This is a genomic window from Spirillospora sp. NPDC049652 (assembly GCF_040675125.1).
Classification (GTDB): Bacteria; Actinomycetota; Actinomycetes; order Streptosporangiales; family Streptosporangiaceae; genus Spirillospora.
The window spans coordinates 1-15,436 of record NZ_JBFAOF010000002.1 but is presented as its reverse complement, the minus strand read 5'-3'; the positions used below and the strand labels follow the sequence as shown (position 1 = coordinate 15,436).

The following is a 15,436-nucleotide window of genomic DNA, read 5'->3' as shown; positions in this document are numbered from 1 at the left end:
CATGGCCTCCATGACGATCATCGCCACCACCGCCGTCCCCGACCACCTACGAGGGGCGCTGACCCGATGGATGATCGAACCGATGCCGGGCCTCTACGCAGGCACTCTGTCCGCCCGCGTGCGCGAGGAGCTGTGGTCGGCAGTCGCCGCCACGATCGGCGACGGCGCGGCTGTCCTCCTCCATCCCGACGACAACGAGCAGGGCTTCTCCCTGCACACCGCAGGCGAACGCCGCCGAGTCCCAGTCGACCTGGACGGCCTCACGCTCATCGCCCTCAACCCCATGGAGCCAGATAACGAAACGGCAAACCCCTGACATCGCCGCAGGTCGCGAAGTGTTCTCTCCGCGCAGGCGGAGGTGGTCCGGGGAACGCGTGCGGGCACGCGGTGGTGGGGCTGTTCTCTCCGCGCAGGCGGAGGTGGTCCGTGCGTAACAGCGCACGGCTATCTGGGGGCATAGTTCTCTCCGCGCAGGCGGAGGTGGTCCCCGGAGCCACGCCGTCCGCCGCCGTTTCCGCTGTTACCGTTCTCTCCGCGCAGGCGGAGGTGGTCCTTCCTTCGGGGAACCACTCGCCGCGCTGCCGTGGTTCTCTCCGCGCAGGCGGAGGTGGTCCGACCTCAACCTGAATGCAGCGGTCGCCCATCCGGTTCTCTCCGCGCAGGCGGAGGTGGTCCGGGAGAATGGCAAAGAATGGCCGATAGCCATTCGTTCTCTCCGCGCAGGCGGAGGTGGTCCGAGCTGGCCGAGGGCTGGCACCCGCTCGACGCCGTTCTCTCCGCGCAGGCGGAGGTGGTCCGCCGCATCCGTGGCAGTGATAGCCGAGACCATTGTTCTCTCCGCGCAGGCGGAGGTGGTCCAACTCACCTGCGCACTTGCTGAACCAGGCTGAGGTTCTCTCCGCGCAGGCGGAGGTGGTCCGCGTTGGCAGCCGTCAGAGCGGTCTACTTCCCCGTTCTCTCCGCGCAGGCGGAGGTGGTCCGCCGAAGGACAACGCACCCATTTCGCTGGTCCCGTTCTCTCCGCGCAGGCGGAGGTGGTCCGTACATCGAGGCCGCGGCCGGGTTCCCCGCCGGGTTCTCTCCGCGCAGGCGGAGGTGGTCCGTGGATGCCGATGGCCTGCTGGCAGTCCTCGTAGTTCTCTCCGCGCAGGCGGAGGTGGTCCGCGCCATTCGCGTCCGATCTTGCGGCCGGGCAGGTTCTCTCCGCGCAGGCGGAGGTGGTCCGCTCGCGGTGACCCACACGTATGGGTCCACCCCGTTCTCTCCGCGCAGGCGGAGAGGGGCGTGTCGGGATGCCTGCCCCTGGCCACTTCCGGTTGATCAAGCGTGCCGAGGCCCGCGCCTGGGGAAACCCGAAGCGTGAAGAGGGAACTCGTGGACGTTGAGCTGCTTTGGAAGGGCAACCGGATTCGTCGGTTCAGCAGTGAAGTCGCCCCTGACAACCGGGGCGATCTGTACGAGCTGTTCGTTGATGCGATCGGTCGCGACCCGTTGAGGCACGGGCGTGATCAGGAGGACTACGAGATACGGATCCGGATTCGCGGCAAGGCCCGAGTCCCGATCACCTACACGGGTCGGAGGGGCTGACGCCGATCGTCGTCATTCGACGTCTTCCAAGCTGATCAGGACTGCAGTGGCGTCGTCGTGGCGCTTGGAACGTGGCCAGCGGCTGCGATCTGGGTCGACGTTCTCGATTTCGCGGACGCGCTGGAGCCATGCCGCAGGGCCGCTCTGGGCCAGCTCGTGGAAGCACTCGTCCCAACTCGCCGCCCCGAAGGGCTCCACCGGACGGGCTCCGCCGTCGGAGAACAGGAGAGCGTGAGTCAGGTCTGCCAGTGGGACGCGGCCTGTCAGCGCGTGGTCTGCGGCCTCCGGTTCGCCGGCGGCGATCCAGTAACCATCGGGATGGTTGCGGAGTCTCCGCTCCTCCGTCACCAGGGCGTTCCACAACTTCGGGTCCTGGCCGTCAGCTCGCCGGAGCGCGGTTCGTTGCTTCACAGCCCTCTGTTTGAGGCGCTGATCAGTGATGACATCGTTCTGGGCGCTCCCCCGAAGTACGAGGAAAGAGTCCCCCAGCACCAGCCAGTCCAGGTCCTCACCGTTTCGGCGAACCGCCAGCACCGTGGAGGACGGTGATACCAGGTGGCTCGGATCGCAGGTGTCCGCATGTGCCATGGCCGTCTCTCCGATCGCCTGCTTCAACGCCCCTGCCAACGAGCTGCCTGGCTCACCCGCGGCGGCAACCATGCGGCTTCCCAGCGTGCGCACGAACCAGGACACCCCGTGTCGGCAGCCGGTCTCGGTGCCCGGTGGCACGCCCGATCCGTCAAACAGAACGACCAGGTCTGAGGTCGCGAGGACGTAGTCCTCGTTGGGCCGGCCAGGCTGCTTGGCTCGGCTGGCGAACGAGATCTCCACCTCTTCACGCACCTCCTGAGCGACGAAGGGGGCGGGTGAGCGCACGGGTGGAAAGGATCTCCTCGGCATCGGGGTCGTACTCGGAGGAGACCGCCATGGAGAAGGGCTCCGTTCCGACCTCGTCATAGAGCTCGGCCAGATGCTCCTTCAAGTAGTGAGACGCACCAAGGGATCCGATCGCGTGGACGCCAGCGATGTAGAGGAACGTCCCCTGCCCGTCCGGACGGGGGAGCCGCCCTAGGTACGCGATGTCCTCGGGTCTCGGGTCGTCGGGATCGTCCGAGGGCGAGACGTATGTCTCGTTGGTCTCTCGCTCAGTGATCGCCCATCGGCCGTCTCGGAGTTGATGGAAGTCGAGCCGCGGATCTTCCTGAAGCGCGGCAGCAGTGACGGGGGATGTCTTTGGGCCGCAGATCACTACGAGGTCTTCGCGATTGAGGTCGATCTCGCCGGACAGAGGGATGTACTCCAGGTCGCCGGCCAGTCCGAGTGACGTCGCCAAGCTCAGAACGGTCTGGCCGGTTGCGGCGTCGGCACGGGCAACGAGGCGGCGCCCTCCCGGCCGCTCCGGTACCGCCACGCTGAGGCGTCCGATTCCGAGGAAGGCTCGTTCTGGGGCAGGGCCAGCGTCCTTGAGTTGTGCGACACGGGCGCGGCTGACTCCCATCAGCTTCGCGACATCAGCCATCGAGCGGCCATGGTCGCGAAGCCACTGGATGCTCTCGCGCCGCACGCGAGCCGTCTCCTTCACGGCGTCCTGCAGCTCCGTCATCAACTTCGCCGCCTCACGCGCCCTGACCTCGTGGTCTTCGATCCGTGCCAGGCGCCGAACCTCCTCGATCACACATCTCCTTCCCTGCCACTCTCAGCCGCTCACCGCGGATCTCCTCACAGGGTAGTGATAAGGGGGGCTTGACAGTCCGAGGGGCACGGTGTCACTGTCTTGATAACCCCCCCTTAACACCAAGGGATGAGGGGAAACGTCCCTGAATGATCAGGGACGACAACTGAAGACGCGGCCCCGGTGGGATGACGAATCACGAGGTCCCCGCCCGTGGTCACCGCGATAGATCGTCTGAGAGTGCGGCGCTTGCGTCGTCTGGTCCGTATCCGGCCGCTGCCGGATACGGAGCGGTGGACACGAGACCGCTCGACCGCTCGGCTTGATCTCGGAGGTGCTCGTGAGGCACAACGGCCGTCCCCCGATCTCTGTCAGCGACCTCCCCCTCAACCACGTCAGACTGCGCCGTCCCGACGGCGAACGCCCCGACGGTGAGCGCACCGAGATCATGTGCGCCGACTGTGGGGCGTGGGTCTCCCTCAAGCGGCACATGGTGCTGCCGCACCGACTCAGCAGTCGCTACACCGACAAGGAGATCCGCGACTTCGCCTACGGGCGTCGTCCGGTCCCGGCGGCGCGGTGGCACCGGCAGCAGGAGCGGTGCGCGGGCAGCGGGCAGCGGGTCATCGTCAACCTGGCCTACGAGGCATGGCACGCGCGGTTGGCGGAGGCCAGCCGCGATGCCGCCACCCGGCGCGGCAGCCGGACCGTCGTCAAGCCCACGCCGGCGCTGCCCCCGTCGCTGGCTCAGATTGCGGCCGCCCGGCGAGAGCGGGAGATCGTCGCTCGTTCGAACCGCGCCCGCGCCCTGATGGCGGCCAACCCCTCCGGCTCCTCCCGGCGAGGAGAGCCCCAGACCGTCTAGGCCGCCTGGCCAGGCGCATCGTACTGACCTCTGAGTCCCGGTCATCTGCCCCGATGGGGCTGGCCGGGACTTTGTCGTTCCCGCCCCTCTGTGGAGTGCTCATGAGCAGCAACGCGTACCTCGACATCGAGCTGATCCATCCGCACCCGGCCAACGTCCGCGAGTCGCTCGGCGACCTGACCGAGCTGGTCGCGTCGATCCGCGCGCAAGGGCTGCTGCAGCCGCTGGTGGTGCGTCCGCACCCGAAGCGGCGCGGCCACTTCGAGCTGCTGGCAGGGCACCGCCGGTACGCCGCGGCCCGCCGGGCGGGCAAGCACGGTGAGCGTGTGCCGGTCGTCGTGCGGCATGGCGTGTCGGACGCCCAGGCGATCGAGCTGATGCTGGTGGAGAACTGCCAGCGGGTCGAGCTCAACCCGATGGAGAAGGCCGAGGCGCTGGAGTCCCTCATGCACCGCGGTTATTCCCAGGCGGACATCTGCCGGGCGACCGGGTTCGCCTCCGGGACCGTCTCCGGCCTGGTGGCTCTGCTGGCCCTGGACGAGCGGTCCCGCGACCAGGTCCGGTCCGGGCAGCTCACGGCGACCGACGCGGTGGCCGCGGTGCGCAGGGCGCGTGCCAAGCAGCGCAGCCGGTCCGGGTCGACGGCGTCGTGGGAGTGGGAGCCGGACTATCTGGCCGGCGGCCATCCGCTGGCCAGGGCGGCCCGCAAGCTGTGCGACGCCCGCGCGCACACGACCCGCCGGCGGATCGGCAAGACGGCGTGCGGCCAGTGCTGGGAGACCGTCATCCGCCAGGACGAGCGCCTGGTCAACGACACCACCGGCGAGGCGCACAACGCCATCGCGCTGCCCTCCGCCAAGCGGACCGTCCCCGCTGCCTGAGCTCTTCACTCCTGCTCGGCGGGCGCCTCCAGCAGGCCGTTCTCAACGGCTGCTCGGAGGCGCTCGCTCTTTTGCGCTCGATTCCCCCTGTTCGTGATGGGAGTTCCCTGATGGACGACCGGATTGTTTCCACCCTGGTGGAGCGCAACTGCCGTCGGCAGCAGCTGCTGGACCGCATCGCCCGCCAGCTCGGCCCGCGCCCCACGGCGCCGGGACGGGGCAGCGACCAGGCCGTGCTGCCGGACGCGCCGCCCGAACCGCGATGACTCTGCTCCGCGGCTCCGCCGCCGGAGCCGGGTCGGGCCTGGTGGTCCTGTGTTTTGGATGCGCCGGAGCTCGGACCGACCCTGGCGGCGGTCTCTGTCGGAGGTGCTGCGGATCAGCGATCGACCCCAACCCCGACGGCCACCTGCCACCGCCCGATCCCGCCGGTGGGCGGGAGCAAAGGAACCACATGACCACCCTCAACATCAATGAGAGCCTCGCCCCGGAGGGCACCGGCGTCTTCTGGCTGGACGAGGACGACGACCGTGACCGGGCCAGCGACCGGGTCTCGCGCTACGGCGCCTACCTGCGGCAGAATCCCCACCTGTTCAACCCCTGGGGTGAAGGCCTGGACACCGACCCGGCGAGGTTCACCGCCGCCGCGTGGCAGGTCGCGACCAGCCCGATCATGGCCCCGCCCTACCTGCGGTGCCGCTGGGACCGGCTGATGTCCGCGACGATCCTGCGGGCCGAGAACGGCAGCGCACTCGCCCATCTGGAGCTGGTCACCGCGCTCCCCCGCCAGCTGGACATCCCCGCCGTCACCGGCGGGTGGAACACCTGGGCACACAACCGGAGCCTGGGCACCTACTTGGAGCCGTCGGAGGAGCAGATGGCCAAGCAGCCGACCCTGCTGCCCCGCACGAGCCTGGTGATACCGCTGCCGTCCGTCCGCCTCCACAAGCCGGACCCGGCGCTGGCCGAGCCGCGCAGCGAGCGGGCGAGCGATCTGCCGACCGAGGAGGCCAAGTGCGCGGTCGCGACGCTGGCGGCGCTCCTGAACCACCGCCTGGCACCGATCGTGAGCGCGCTTGAGTACGGGCGGGCGCTGTGAAGGCCCGGCTGGTGCGGGTCCGCCTGTCCGGCGATGACGCCGACCTGCAGCAGCTCATCGAATTGCTCCGCCCGCATGTGACGGTGCACGAGGAGTCCGGGGCCTACCCCAACCGCCGGGATCCGGGTGTCCGCCGCTACCTGCTGGTCGAGATCCCGCCCAGCGGAGGGGCGTGAACCTCAGTAACTCGCCCGAGTGATGCACGTCTGGGTGCTGGTTCTCGGGTTGAGCGCTGCCCTCGCGGGCCTTTCCAGGGCCGTGAGCGGCGACTTTCACCTGCGTGGGCCCGGCCGGTGCGCCTACACCGGCCGGGCCCCGCCGATCTTCTTCCAGACCGAACCTGGAGGGACCGACATGTCCATCTTCACCCGCCTGCGCGGTGCGCGCACCCGCCGGCGGTCCTGTCCCGCATGCGCGGACCGGCACCGGGTGTGGAATCCGCCGGTCGGCGCGATCCCCTGCCCGGTGTGCCGCCCCGGCGCCGCGCCCCCACCTTGGGTTGACGGAGGGATGCCGTGATCATCCCGCTGCGTGACGCCCACGGCCTGCCCGACCTGTCCCGGCTCGCGGAGTGGCCCGCGACCTGTGATACCTGCCCGGCGTCGACCACCGTCGCCCGCATCGCCCCGTGGTTCGTCGGACGCCGCGACGGCACCCTGTGCCCGTCGTGCTGGCACGCCGAATCCGACCGGCTCATCCACCAGGCCCTGCGTCCGGACGGCGTCCGGGGCGTCCTGAACGAACTGGGTTATCTGCCCGTCCGGGCCTCACACCTCGGCCGACGCCTGCTCACCCGCACCCGGCGCCGCATCGCCCGGCTCCTCGACGGCCTCATCCCCGGCCGCGCCCAGGCCGCTGCCTGAGCGGCCAGCCGGACCTCCTCCTGGTCCGCGGGTCGGCCGCCGCATGCCCATGTGGACGCGGCGGACCGGCCCGGCCCTGTTCCTTCTCGTCTTGTCCGAAGGACATCCGATGCCTACTCTCACCCGTCCTCTCCGTCCGCCGCAGGTGTTGCGGCGGGCCGCCGAACTGATCGAGCTGAACGGCCTGAACAAGGGCGAGTTCGGCGGCGACACCGGTCGCGCCCTGTGCACCGCGGCGGCGATCCGGACCGCCAGCGGCTCCGTCACTCACCTGCCGTGCCCGCTGTCCAGGCAGACCGAGGCGCTGTTCGTCGCGCACCTGGTGCTGCACGAACTCGCCGAGGAGCTGGAGACCACGCTCGGCACCATCGCCGAATGGAACGACGCCCCGCGCCGTACCGCCGGCCAGGTCGTGTCGGTTCTGCGCCAGGCGGCCGGTGACCTCGAACCGGCGAAGGCGGCGCTGCGATGAAGAAGGTCGTGACGCTGCCGCTGGGGGTGCTGACCGGGCTGGTGGCCTGGCTGCTGAACGCGGCGCCGAGCCTGGTGATGCGTCTCTGCCTGCTCGGCTGGATCACGCTCGCCGTCTCGGCGCTGGTCGGCGACGGCCTGGCCGCTCTGCCCGTCGTCCTGGTGGCGTTCGGCGGGGCCGCCTTCACCCGGTTCCTGCTGGACGACCTCGACGATGGGGAGCTGTGGTGACCGGCCCGGCCCCGTCCATCTCATGCCGTCCGCCGCTGCCCATGTCGTCCTGCTGCCAGGCCCCGCTCAGCGGAGGCCCGACGGTCCTTTGGTGCGTCACCTGCGGACATCAGATCCACGCCTCCCAGATCAACCGGGAGCTTCCCGCGCCGTCGGCTTCGACCGGACACGGCGCTTCGCGGTCACGGCCGTGACCTGCCCGGGCCCAGCCGGGTCCGGTTTCGATGCCCCGCCTCACCTTCTGGAGGTCTGATGACCAACCCCATGCACAAGACCATCGCCGCTTCCGGTCCGGGCGGCGTCCCCGCGGCGTCGCCGACGGCCGGTGGGCAACTGGTGCCGATGACGGCCACCTGGAGCGAGGCCCTGGACGTGGCCGAGCTCCAGGCGGACGAGCTGCGGAGGCGCCGGGTCCGCCAGGGCATCGGCGCGGCGTTCTTCGCCGTCGGCGCGGCGATCACCGCCAGCGCCCTGGTCGCCCCGCACCCGGCCCTGCACCTTCCGAGCGTGACCGTGCCCGCCGTCCCCGCGGCGCTCGTCGCGATCGCGGCGGTCGCGAGCCTGGCCCGCCTGCTCCGGGACCTCGCCAGCCGCTTCACCGCCTTCTACCAGGTCACCCGGAGCGGCCGGCGGTGGCAGGTGGAGAGGCGTTGGTACGCGCCCGGCTCCTACGCCCGTCTGCGCCATGAGCCGCGCGAGTTCGTGGCCGTCCTGGGCTGGGCGCACGACCCGGCCTGCGCCGAGCCGTGGGTGCTGATCCAGCAGGACGGACGGGGCGCCCGCTTCGTCCCGCTGCACCACATCCAGCCGCTCTCGGCGCCCGGACGCTGATCCCGACCCGTCCCGCATGCCCGTCCGACGGCCCGCCGCCTCGCCACCAGGTCGAGGAGGCGGGCCGTCCCTCTGCAGACAGGAATCACCATGAAGACGACCCCCCGACGCGCGCTGCCGATGGCGGCCCGCGAGTTCGAGGCGTTGGCCGCCGAGGTCAGGGACGTGCTGGAGCGGCGCGGCGTCCCGGTCCACCTCGACCACGACCGGGAGCGGCTGGAGGAGGTCCTGTGGGACTTCATCCACCCCGACCTGGCTGGCGGAGACGAGGTGGCCGGATGAGACTCACCGTCGACACCAAGGCGTTCGCCGACACCGTCAACTGGATCGCCCGGTCGCTGCCGTCCAACCCGCCGGTGCCGGTGCTGGCCGGCATCAAGCTCACCGCCACTGGTGACACGGTCGAGGCCGTCGGGTTCGACTACGAGCTCGTCTCCCATGCCGTTCTGGACGCGGACGTCGCCGGTGACGGGACGGTGCTGTTGCCGGGGCGGCTGCTGGCCGACATCACCCGGCGGTTGCCCAACGGTCCGCTGCAGCTGGTGCTGGAGGACGCCACCTGCGTTCTGACCAGCTCTCGTTCCACCTTCACGCTGCAGACGCTGCCGCTGGACGACTATCCCGACCTCCCTGATCCGCCGGACGAGGTCGGCAGCATGACCGCCGAGGCGTTCGCCACGGCCGTGACCCAGACCGCGGTCGCCGCCGGGCATGACAGCACGGTGCCGATGTTGACCGGCCTGCGCATGGAGCTGACGCCGAGCCAGATCGCGTTCGCCGCGACCGATCGGTTTCGGCTGGCCGCCGCGGCAAGGGAGTGGCAGCCGACGTCCGAGGACACCAAGGCTGACCTGGTGGTGCCTGCGGCGGCCCTGACGGCCCTGGTGAAGAGCATCGGCCGCGACGTCGAGCACATCACGCTCGGCCTCAACCGCAGCGGCACTGACGAGGACAGCGTCGCAACCAATCTGTCGATCACGGCGGGTTCACGGACGCTGCGCATCCGGCTGTTCGACGACTGCTTCATCAAGTGGCGCGCCGTCCTGCCCGCCGAGTTCGCCGCCTCCGTCCTGGCCGACGCCGGCGAGCTGGCCGCCGCCGTCCGGCGCGTCGCCACGGTCGCCGAACGTCTCACCCCCGTCCGACTCACCTGCACCCCTGGCTCCGAACCGGATGGCGGTGAGATCGAGCTGCAGGCATGGGACGGGGACACCGCCACCGGCCGCGAGACCCTCCCGGCGGAGCTGGTCACCGGGACCGAACCGTTCACCATCGCCCTCAGCCCCGGCTATCTGCTCGACGCCCTGGCGACGCTGTCCACCGACCGGGCGTGTCTGCGCACCACCGGCCCGCACAAGCCCGTGGTGATCCTGGCCGCCTCACCGGAGGCGCACGCCGAGGATCTGCCCGGCGGAGGCGAACCCGCACCCGGTGACCACCGGTACCTGCTGATGCCGATCCGCACATCCTCCTGACCCGCCGGACGACGCCGTCGGTGTCAACGAGCTCGCCTCCGCACCCCATGGACACATCCGTCCATCCACCTAGGAAGCGACCATGAACCTTCCTCGCTACCTCTCCGACCACCCTGACCAGCTCGTCCCGGCCGCGGTCGCCGCCGTCGTCATCGGCGGGATCGCCTTGTGGCGGCTGGCCCGCACCGCCCGCAAGCTGTTGGCCGGCCATCAGGCCGAGGACGTGTTGACGGTGGTCGCCGCGACGTTGGCGACCAGCCTGGCGGCCTCCGGCATGTGGGCGTTCTTCCGCGACGTCCTGCACCTGCCTGGGTGGGCGCGGGTCCTGCTGTTCTCCTTCGCCGAGGTCGCCACCATCGCCTCCGCGCTGAGGGCCCGTCGCGCGGTCCGCGACAGCGAGGACCACTCGGCCGGGGTGGACGGCGCGGCGATGTGGGGCTTCACGGCCCTGTCTGCGGTGCTGTCCACCCTGGACGCCGACTCGTTCCGGGCCGGGATCTTCCGCATGGTGGTGCCGCTCGCTGCGGCGTGGCTGTGGGAGCGGGGCCTGGCGGCCGAGCGACGGCGGGCGACCGGCAGGTCCCGCAAGGTCCACTCGAAGCTGCACCTGGACCGGATCCTGATCCGGCTCGGTCTGGCGGAGCCGATGGACCGCACGGCCGCCGACGTCGACGCGCACCGACGCCTCACCCGCGTGGCGCGGGCAGCCAAGCATCTGCGGGCGCTCCGCTCGGCGGGTGACACGGCCAAGCCTCGTCACCTGGTCCGTGCTCAGAAGCGGCTGGACCGGGCGATGGAAGGTGCGGTCGAACACGCCCGGCTGTCCACCGATCCCGACCGGCAGAAGGCGTTGCTGGCGCATCTGGCCGCGCTGTATCACTCGGCCTCGCTCGCCGAGCTCGCGCCCACCGCTCCCTGGGAACTTCCTCAGGAGGAGGGGCGGGAGCCGCGGGCACTGCCCACGCCGCCGAGCGCGCCGTTCAGCAACGGTGAGCTGGTGGCGCTGGGCTACGACGCGGCGCGCGTGCAGGACTTCCTTGCGGAGCGCGGCGTCCAACTCGATCCCGGCGACATCACTCGCCACCTTCCGGGGACGCCTCGCCTGGCGGCCACCCGTGGATCCACGTCCGCGCCGGAACAGGTCCCGATGTCGCTGACGCGGCGTGCTGGGACCGGGTCCCGTCCTGACGTGGAAACAGGTCCCGGACCTGTCGCGGTGGATGCCGTGGATGCGGCGCCGGACCCGGTTCCCGGACCTAGTGCGCAGCCCGGTGGCCGATCGGCCACCAGGCCTGGCACGGACCGGTCCGACGCGACGGTCCCCGCCTCCAGCGAGCGCCCTTCGTCCGGTCCTGACGCAAGTTCGGCGGACTCGGTAGAGGAGCTGACCGAGTTGCGTCCGCGAGCGCGCCGACGGCGTCGCCGGACCTCTTCGACGAGGGCCGAGGCGCGGCAGAAGGCCGAGCCGAGCGACGAGGAACTGCTGGAGCAGGCACGCGCCGCTGATCAGGCGTACCGGGACGAGCACGGTCGGCACATTCCCGCCGAGAAGCTCGCCCGCGTCCTGCAGATCCGCAAGGCCCGGGCGACCCTCCTGACCCAGCAGATCCGCCGTCCCGCGCTGCACTCGGTCGCCGAGCCGCCCGCCGGATGACCTGCCCGCCCTTACCCACGTGAGGAGTTCTTCCGATGTCCCGTAATCCGTTTCGCGCCGCCACCTCGGCGCCTGTCGCTCGCGAGACCGCCTCGGGCTCAGCGGGCCGGCTGGGGCGCGTCATGGCGCAGCTCGGCCTGCCCGAGGCGCTGATGCTGGCGGGTGCCGCCGGAGGCGGCCTGTGGCTGCTTGCCTCGCACCTGCTGCGGATGAGCACCGGACCGGCCATCGTGCTGTCGCTCGCCGTTGGAGTCGGCGTGTTCAGCCGCCTGCTCGCGCGGATCGACATCCACCGGTCCCGCACGCACTCCGACCAGCACCAGCAGGGCAGGTCCGAGGACGCTGAGGCGCAGGCCCCGGGAGGGCGGGCGCAGCAGGTCCGGGATGCCTAGTCCGACCGGCCGCCGCGAGCAGGTCCGTCTGATGCGCGGGACCGCTGCCGGGCTGGCGGCATGTGTCGCCGTCGCCCTGTGCGGTCCCCTGTTTCTCTCTCTGCGTCCTGTCCGAGCGCCCGGTGCCGTCGGGACTGTGTCGATAAGCCAGGCCGTCCGGCCGGACTGCCGTCCTCCCGGACCTGCCCGCTGCGCGCGACCCGCTTGGTTCTGGCTGGAGGTCACACGACGCGACGGAACCGCATTCACGGTCCGGGTCTCCCGGACCACCTTCACCAGGTGCCCGCCGCACCGGCCCTACCCGGCGTGCGCCCACAACGAGAGGTAGCCGCATGTCCCCCACCGTCACGACCGCCTCCCGCCCGGCCGCGACCGCCGCGACGGAATCTGAGGCGGACACCGGGCCCTACGGCCCGGCTCTGAAGAGTCAGCAGGCGCAGGCCGCCGCCGACCGGTACGTCGAGGCGGGCCTGATCGCCGAGTCCCTCATCGGGCGGTTCCACGGAAGGCTTCCCGCCGCCCAGCGAGCCCGGCTCCTGTTCGACCTGGCGGTGCAGCGCGCTGTCCAGGCCGAGACCACCACCCTCGCCTACGGCTTCGAGCGGACCACCGACGTGATCCCGCGGCCGTTGGCGGCAGCACTGCGCGACGAAGCGGTCCTGATCTCGGCGCTGGCCGCCACCGAGCACGCTCTCGCGACAGGTCGCCCGCGCGTCCCGGCCGCCGACCCGGCGCTGGAGGAGCCGATCACGGCGGTGCTGGACGAGCTCACGACCGCCGCCGCGCCCGCGGACCGGTTCGACCTGGTCGCCGAGCTGTACGAGCCGCTGGAGCCGCTGGTCGGCGACCAGACCGCCCGCCAGATCTGCGACCTCGGCGACCGCTACGCCCTCACCTCCGCGCACGGGCGCATGGCCTGAACCGCGCCCCTCCCCGTCTCCCCTTCACAAGTTCCGGCCCGGCCGCCTGATGCGGCCGAGCCGCTCGTCTTCCTTGGAGTCTCCGATGACGCTGTTTCTGGTGCTGTGTGGCGTCCTGGTCGTGTTGTTCTGGTTCCAGGCCACCTCCCGCATCGTCATGATCACGCTGGTGGCGTGGGGGCTGCTGGCCGCCAGCACTTCCATCGGCCGCACGCTGCTGGGGCCGCTGCACTCGCTGTCCGGCGCGATGGACGGGTGGCTGAAGTGACCGCCGGCATCAACGACACCGCCGACGTGAGCGCGCCCGGCCCCGGCGTGGTCCGGCGGGCCGGTTGGTCCGCCTGGCGGAACCGCCCCACCTGGGGAGCCGCGATGTTCCTGCTGGCGGCGCCGGGCGGCGCTCAGCTCGGCCTCGACGTGCCCTGGTGGGGCGTCGCCGCCGTCCAGTGGCCGTTGTACGCCGTCCTTTGGGCGGCCGTCGTGACCGTCGACCTGCGTCAGCGCTCCGGCCGAGGACATCGCGTCCCGGCGGTCCTGTCCGATCCGAACCGGCACGGAGGTGCGTCGTGATCGAGCTGTTGCTGCTGGGGGCGGGTGGGTTCGCGGGTGGTGTCCACGCTGTCCGGAAGCACCAGGCCCAGTACGGGCCACGGAGCCCCCGCCGGCGGTCTCCGCGGACCGATTCGCTGCTGGTCAAGGCGTGGAACGCCTCGGGCGCTCCCACCACCGACGAGACGATGCTCGCCGACGCGCTCGCCGAGTTGGGCGGGCGGGTCGTCGGCAGCGGCGCGCGCGGTGCGTGGAAGAAGGGCAAGGCCGCCAAGCCGTGGGCCGAGGCGCGCTGGCAGCAGCGCGAGGCCAACGGTGGCACCGCGACGTTCTTCCGCCGCCGCCAGCCCACCCGGTCGGGGGCTGCCGGTCCCACGTTGCAGGGGCGGGTGGTCCCGCCCAGCGGGGCAGGAGTCCAGCCGCCCGGATCCGCGGGGCCGTCCGGCACGCGGACGCCGGGGCCTTCGGTTAAGCCGCCGGGCGGGCCGAACGGAAGCCCGGCCGGGAGCACACCCGCGTCGCCGAGCGCGAGCGGGGCCGGATCCGCGGCTGGCCGAGGCGGTGCGGAGAATCCTGCGACCGGTTCGAACAGGGTCCGTCCCGTCCCGGCCGTGCCCGGGTGCAGCCCCGCCACAGGGCCGACCGGGGCCCCGCCTGTGGTGCCCGGCCAGCCGGGTGGCCCCAGCGGAGGTGGTGGAACGGCGGCCAGCCGTCCGGCCACCCGGCACGAGGCCGAGCGGCTGGTTCCGACCGGAAGGCGCCGCACCGGTCGCGCCCGGCGGCCCCAGCGGGCGCAGACCCGGATGCGGGTGCTCGGGCCGCTGCTGCTGGACGTCCCCGACACCGACGCCGAGTTCCTCGACACCGCCGCCGAGCTGATGCAGATCCTGCGCGGCATCGCCGTCGCCGTGGAGGACTGGACGGACCAGGTCGCGATCCGCAATCTCCCGCCGATCGTCGTCCGGCCGCTGTACCTGGCGGCCGAGGGCCTGGTGGACGCCTCGGCCTGCGCCGCGATGGCGACCGTCGCGTTCGAGGTCTGGTTCGCCGAGGCCCGGGAGGTCGCCGACGCCGGGATCGAGTTCACCGGCGACGACCCCGCCTGACCCCCCACTGGAAGGAGTACTGATGCCTCCGCGCCGTCACCGGGGCTACCTGGTGGAATTCGATGATCCCGACACCGATGGCGAGTTCCTCGCGACATGCCTGGGGATCGGCGACCTGCTGGCCGTCGCGTCCGACCTGGTGGAGGAATGGAGCGAAGGGCTCGCCGGACGCGGCCTGCCCGCGCCGGTCCTGGCCCGCGTGGAGCAGGCGGCGCTGGAGCTGGAGCAGTCCGCCGCCTTCGCCCGCCAGGCGGCGGTCAACTTCGCCGACTACTTCGAGGACGCCCGCACGGTGGCCGCCCGCGGCATGCGCATCGTCGGCTCGTCCGGACGTCCCGGACGCGGTCTGCGGCGCCTGCCCCGTCGCCCCTGACACCGCTGAACACGGCACCGCCCCGGAAGGCCCGGGGCGGTGCCGTTCTTTCCGCCCTCTCGGGAAGGAGATCCCGCATGCATGGTCGTCCGGCCCGACGTGGCCGTTCGTCACACCAGTTCGCCCAGCTCGCCCGCGTCGGTCAGCTCGGCCGGTTCGCCGCCCGCCGCGGCCGTCGCGATGCCCGCCGGTCCCGGTACGACGACTTCCCGGGCCCCGAGGCACTGGGGCCGATGTGGGCGCCCCAGTACGGACCGCGCAGACACCCCAGCCGGTCGGGGCTGGTCGCGCGCACCGCGATGCGCGGCTACATCCGCTGGGTCGCCCAGTCCCCCGACACCCGCGGCCTGGGTACCGGCCTCGCCGCCCTCTACCCGGCCGGGCAGCTCAGCCACACCTACCTGCCCCACGACACGCTCACGCTCGCCGCGTTCGCGCCGCCCGCCGCGCTGGCCGCGTGGGTCGCG

General features: G+C 71.6%; 23 protein-coding genes and 1 CRISPR repeat array. Of the genes, 21 read left to right on the top strand and 2 right to left on the bottom strand.

The annotated features are described in order from the left end of the window. Positions 1–10: 10 nt before the first annotated feature. Together cas2e and AB0J52_RS00350 are read left to right on the top strand one after the other, a co-directional pair. On the top strand, positions 11–316 hold the full coding sequence (cas2e, locus tag AB0J52_RS00355) for a type I-E CRISPR-associated endoribonuclease Cas2e (protein ID WP_500179371.1): 306 nt from the start codon (positions 11–13) through the stop codon (positions 314–316). Between the two features lie 21 nt (positions 317–337). Further along, positions 338–1,285: a CRISPR direct-repeat array (repeat unit 28 nt; unit sequence GTTCTCTCCGCGCAGGCGGAGGTGGTCC). 74 nt (positions 1,286–1,359) lie between these two features. Next, a complete protein-coding gene (locus AB0J52_RS00350; RefSeq protein ID WP_500179370.1) occupies positions 1,360–1,587 on the top strand; it encodes a hypothetical protein in 228 nt (75 codons plus the stop codon). A 12-nt stretch (positions 1,588–1,599) separates the two neighbouring features. Here the strand turns inward: AB0J52_RS00350 and AB0J52_RS00345 are convergent, their stop codons facing one another. Both AB0J52_RS00345 and AB0J52_RS00340 read right to left on the bottom strand, forming a co-directional pair. Beyond that, positions 1,600–2,430 carry a protein phosphatase 2C domain-containing protein gene (locus AB0J52_RS00345; protein WP_500179369.1) on the bottom strand — a complete coding sequence of 277 codons (831 nt, stop codon included), beginning with the start codon at positions 2,428–2,430 and terminating at the stop codon, positions 1,600–1,602. Continuing rightward, a complete protein-coding gene (locus AB0J52_RS00340) occupies positions 2,423–3,262 on the bottom strand; it encodes a sigma-70 family RNA polymerase sigma factor (protein ID WP_500179368.1) in 840 nt (279 codons plus the stop codon). The genes AB0J52_RS00345 and AB0J52_RS00340 overlap by 8 nt, the downstream gene beginning before the upstream one ends. Positions 3,263–3,593: 331 nt before the next feature. On the opposite strand from AB0J52_RS00340, the gene AB0J52_RS00335 reads away from it, so the two are divergent. The 19 genes from AB0J52_RS00335 to AB0J52_RS00245 form a co-directional block, all read left to right on the top strand. Continuing rightward, positions 3,594–4,124 carry a hypothetical protein gene (locus AB0J52_RS00335; RefSeq protein ID WP_500179367.1) on the top strand — a complete coding sequence of 177 codons (531 nt, stop codon included), beginning with the start codon at positions 3,594–3,596 and terminating at the stop codon, positions 4,122–4,124. 101 nt (positions 4,125–4,225) lie between these two features. Then, positions 4,226–5,005, top strand: a complete 780-nt coding sequence (locus AB0J52_RS00330; RefSeq protein ID WP_500179366.1) for a ParB/RepB/Spo0J family partition protein — start codon at positions 4,226–4,228, stop codon at positions 5,003–5,005. A gap of 110 nt (positions 5,006–5,115) precedes the next feature. After that, on the top strand, positions 5,116–5,271 hold the full coding sequence (locus tag AB0J52_RS00325) for a hypothetical protein (RefSeq protein WP_500179365.1): 156 nt from the start codon (positions 5,116–5,118) through the stop codon (positions 5,269–5,271). Positions 5,272–5,459: 188 nt separating this feature from the next. After that, the gene (locus AB0J52_RS00320; protein ID WP_500179364.1) at positions 5,460–6,104 is read left to right on the top strand and encodes a hypothetical protein; all 645 of its coding nucleotides are present in this window, start codon (positions 5,460–5,462) and stop codon (positions 6,102–6,104) included. An 11-nt stretch (positions 6,105–6,115) separates the two neighbouring features. Then, positions 6,116–6,280 carry a hypothetical protein gene (locus AB0J52_RS00315; protein ID WP_500179363.1) on the top strand — a complete coding sequence of 55 codons (165 nt, stop codon included), beginning with the start codon at positions 6,116–6,118 and terminating at the stop codon, positions 6,278–6,280. 339 nt (positions 6,281–6,619) lie between these two features. Continuing rightward, positions 6,620–6,967, top strand: coding sequence for a hypothetical protein (locus AB0J52_RS00310; protein WP_500179362.1), 348 nt, complete (start codon positions 6,620–6,622; stop codon positions 6,965–6,967). Between the two features lie 109 nt (positions 6,968–7,076). Next, complete coding sequence (locus AB0J52_RS00305) at positions 7,077–7,439, top strand: DUF6197 family protein (protein ID WP_500179361.1); 363 nt, start codon at positions 7,077–7,079, stop codon at positions 7,437–7,439. Next, positions 7,436–7,669, top strand: coding sequence for a hypothetical protein (locus AB0J52_RS00300; RefSeq protein ID WP_500179360.1), 234 nt, complete (start codon positions 7,436–7,438; stop codon positions 7,667–7,669). Before AB0J52_RS00305 ends, AB0J52_RS00300 begins: the two co-directional genes overlap by 4 nt. 252 nt (positions 7,670–7,921) lie before the next feature. Continuing rightward, complete coding sequence (locus AB0J52_RS00295; protein ID WP_500179359.1) at positions 7,922–8,500, top strand: hypothetical protein; 579 nt, start codon at positions 7,922–7,924, stop codon at positions 8,498–8,500. A gap of 90 nt (positions 8,501–8,590) precedes the next feature. Further along, complete coding sequence (locus AB0J52_RS00290) at positions 8,591–8,782, top strand: hypothetical protein (RefSeq protein WP_500179358.1); 192 nt, start codon at positions 8,591–8,593, stop codon at positions 8,780–8,782. Further along, on the top strand, positions 8,779–9,975 hold the full coding sequence (gene dnaN / locus AB0J52_RS00285; protein WP_500179357.1) for a DNA polymerase III subunit beta: 1,197 nt from the start codon (positions 8,779–8,781) through the stop codon (positions 9,973–9,975). The genes AB0J52_RS00290 and dnaN overlap by 4 nt, the downstream gene beginning before the upstream one ends. Before the next feature lie 82 nt (positions 9,976–10,057). Beyond that, positions 10,058–11,629, top strand: coding sequence for a hypothetical protein (locus AB0J52_RS00280; RefSeq protein WP_500179356.1), 1,572 nt, complete (start codon positions 10,058–10,060; stop codon positions 11,627–11,629). Positions 11,630–11,751: 122 nt separating this feature from the next. Beyond that, on the top strand, positions 11,752–12,021 hold the full coding sequence (locus AB0J52_RS00275) for a hypothetical protein (RefSeq protein ID WP_500179355.1): 270 nt from the start codon (positions 11,752–11,754) through the stop codon (positions 12,019–12,021). 332 nt (positions 12,022–12,353) lie between these two features. After that, positions 12,354–12,941, top strand: coding sequence for a hypothetical protein (locus tag AB0J52_RS00270; RefSeq protein ID WP_500179354.1), 588 nt, complete (start codon positions 12,354–12,356; stop codon positions 12,939–12,941). 85 nt (positions 12,942–13,026) lie between these two features. Then, the gene (locus AB0J52_RS00265) at positions 13,027–13,209 is read left to right on the top strand and encodes a hypothetical protein (protein WP_500179353.1); all 183 of its coding nucleotides are present in this window, start codon (positions 13,027–13,029) and stop codon (positions 13,207–13,209) included. Next, entirely contained in the window at positions 13,197–13,511 is a 315-nt protein-coding gene (locus AB0J52_RS00260) for a hypothetical protein (protein ID WP_500179352.1), read from the top strand. Before AB0J52_RS00265 ends, AB0J52_RS00260 begins: the two co-directional genes overlap by 13 nt. Further along, a complete protein-coding gene (locus AB0J52_RS00255; protein WP_500179351.1) occupies positions 13,508–14,596 on the top strand; it encodes a hypothetical protein in 1,089 nt (362 codons plus the stop codon). The genes AB0J52_RS00260 and AB0J52_RS00255 overlap by 4 nt, the downstream gene beginning before the upstream one ends. 22 nt (positions 14,597–14,618) lie before the next feature. Continuing rightward, entirely contained in the window at positions 14,619–14,969 is a 351-nt protein-coding gene (locus tag AB0J52_RS00250) for a hypothetical protein (protein ID WP_500179350.1), read from the top strand. Between the two features lie 77 nt (positions 14,970–15,046). Beyond that, on the top strand, positions 15,047–15,436 hold a 390-nt coding region (locus AB0J52_RS00245), incomplete at its 3' end, for a hypothetical protein (protein ID WP_500179349.1).